Source organism: Neisseria sp. N95_16, assembly GCF_002551535.2.
Classification (GTDB): domain Bacteria; phylum Pseudomonadota; class Gammaproteobacteria; order Burkholderiales; family Neisseriaceae; genus Neisseria; species Neisseria brasiliensis.
In genome coordinates this window covers 1-2,043 of the sequence record NZ_PDBT02000139.1, presented here as the reverse complement: position 1 = coordinate 2,043, position 2,043 = coordinate 1, and the positions used below count along the sequence as shown (strand labels likewise).

Sequence of the window (2,043 nt, the reverse complement as noted above, 5' to 3'; positions counted from 1 at the left end):
ACGGAGTTTAGGTTTAACCACCGGCATGAAGATTTAGGTAAAATATTAATGAAGATGCTTCGAAATAACCCAATTTAATATTTTTGCTTCCTAAGCCCCTAAAATAATATAGCGTTGCCAGCTCCCTTATGTACTCAATGTACACGGCGGTCGCTGTCGTCTTGTCTGATTTCTATTTAAAACGACTATAGTTTGCTTAAAGTTAAAGGCCGTCTGAAAGATTATCGTTCAGACGGCCTGATTTTATCCATCACAAGCAGCAGCTGCCAAAGCGCAATTTCTTGCTGAACACCAATTCATGTGTTTTTTGTTTAATAACTAAAATATTGGTGGCATCTTCCAAGGCGCGGATGCTGTGTGCTTCGTTCGGTTCAAGGCGCACCACCTGCAAGCCTTGCGTGTCGAGCGTGCCTGCGGAAGTGATGACTTGCGCGCGGCCGTTGAGCACCAGCAATAACACAATCGCATCGGTTTCGTAAGTCGGGATTTCATTGTTTTGCTGCAAAGAAAGCTGCACGATTTCTTGGTCGTTGTCGCTGGCAATCACGCCGCCGAGCAGGGCTTTGGGGTCGGGGGTGTATTGTTTCATGGTGTTTTCCTGAAGCGTAAAATCAGCGATTAGTATAAACTTTTATTTTGTTTCGATATTAAATATCCCAATTTGTTTTGACATAAAACAAGGCCGTCTGAAAATATTCAGAAGGCCTATCAATCACTCAATTAACGTTTAAACAGTCACAACCCCATCGCATGCTTAATCAAGCGGTTTTTGATAAACGGCGCAGCGTTGACCAAATCCAAGCCGGTGTTACGCAGCCAAGGCAGGGCGGGCAGGGTGTTGTCGGCAAACAGGCGGAACAGGCCGTCGCAGCCGTATTGCATGGTGCGCACCGGTTCGAGGCGGTTTTGTGCGAAGCGTTTTAAAAATTGATACGCGCCGATGTCGGTCACGCCTTGACTGAGTTTTTGCAGTTCGAGCACATCGCCGAACCCCAAATTCACACCTTGTCCGGCCAGAGGGTGGATGGTGTGTGCGGCATCGCCAATCAGCAACACACGCGGCGCAAATGTGGTTTCGGGGCGGCGCAAAATCAGGTTGAAAGAAAATGCGGGTGAGAGCGGCGAGAGCTTTCCCAACACGCCTTCGCCTTGCGCGGTCACAGCGGTGGCTAAGTCTTCAGGGCTGAGTGTAGTGAGTTTTTCCGGCTCGGCGGTGCTCCATACCACGGAAATTTTGTGATCGGGCAGCGGCAGATAAGCCAGCACTTCGCCGTTTTTAAACCATTGAAACGCTGTGCCGTAGTGGTCTTTTTCGGTGATGAAGTTGGCAACCACGCCATGATGGCCGTAAGGATTTTCACGCGCCTGAATGCCGGCTTGTGTGCGTACCCAAGAATTGGCACCGTCGGCACCGATAATCAGCTTGGCCTGCACTGTATCGCCGTTTTCCAAGCGTACTAAGGCCGTCTGAATGTCGGTTTCCAGTTCGACTGCTTTTTGCGTGATCACCGGAATATCCAGCGCACGGATTTGTTGCCACAATCCGGCCAAGAGCCAGCGATTTTCTGCGATGGCGGTAAGGCGCGGCGCAGGAATATCGGCGGCTTTGAATTCGATTCGTCCGCCATTGTCACCGCGTACATCCATGGTGGTCACCGGCTGAATGCGGCTTTCAGACGGCCACGCATCCAGCGATTGCAGCAAAGCCTGATTGGCCGGGCTGATGGCAAAAATGCGCGCGTCCCAGCCGGTTTCCAAGCGGCTTAAATCGGTTTCGGCGGGGCGGATTTCCAGCAGGGCAACATCGCGACCTTGGCGTTTGAGCACCACAGCCGCCGCTGTGCCGACCAAGCCGCCACCGATAATCAGAATTTCGTGTTCAATCATGGCATGGTTTTCTAAAACGAATATGGTGCAGATTATAGCCTGTTTCAGACGGCCTTACATTCGCATTTCAAGTGCAACGCTCAAATGCCATTGGCAAGGGCTGCTGAAAACAGATCACCCGGTGTCTCATAGTCCAATGTCTTTCTCGGTCGGCGG

The 2,043-nt window shown here is 50.9% G+C and carries 2 protein-coding genes and 1 pseudogene; 1 reads left to right on the top strand and 2 read right to left on the bottom strand.

Features of this window, described 5'->3' with window-relative positions; genetic code table 11:
* Positions 1–78: pseudogene (locus CRG49_RS12825) on the top strand (IS1595 family transposase); the annotation flags it as partial.
* Between the two features lie 172 nt (positions 79–250).
* On the opposite strand, the gene CRG49_RS12820 reads toward CRG49_RS12825, so the two are convergent.
* Positions 251–589 (bottom strand): hypothetical protein, encoded by a 339-nt coding sequence (locus CRG49_RS12820; RefSeq protein WP_095502517.1) that lies wholly within the window; start codon positions 587–589, stop codon positions 251–253.
* Between the two features lie 146 nt (positions 590–735).
* The gene (locus CRG49_RS12815) at positions 736–1,887 is read right to left on the bottom strand and encodes an FAD-dependent monooxygenase (RefSeq protein WP_095502516.1); all 1,152 of its coding nucleotides are present in this window, start codon (positions 1,885–1,887) and stop codon (positions 736–738) included.
* Between the last annotated feature and the right edge of the window lie 156 nt (positions 1,888–2,043).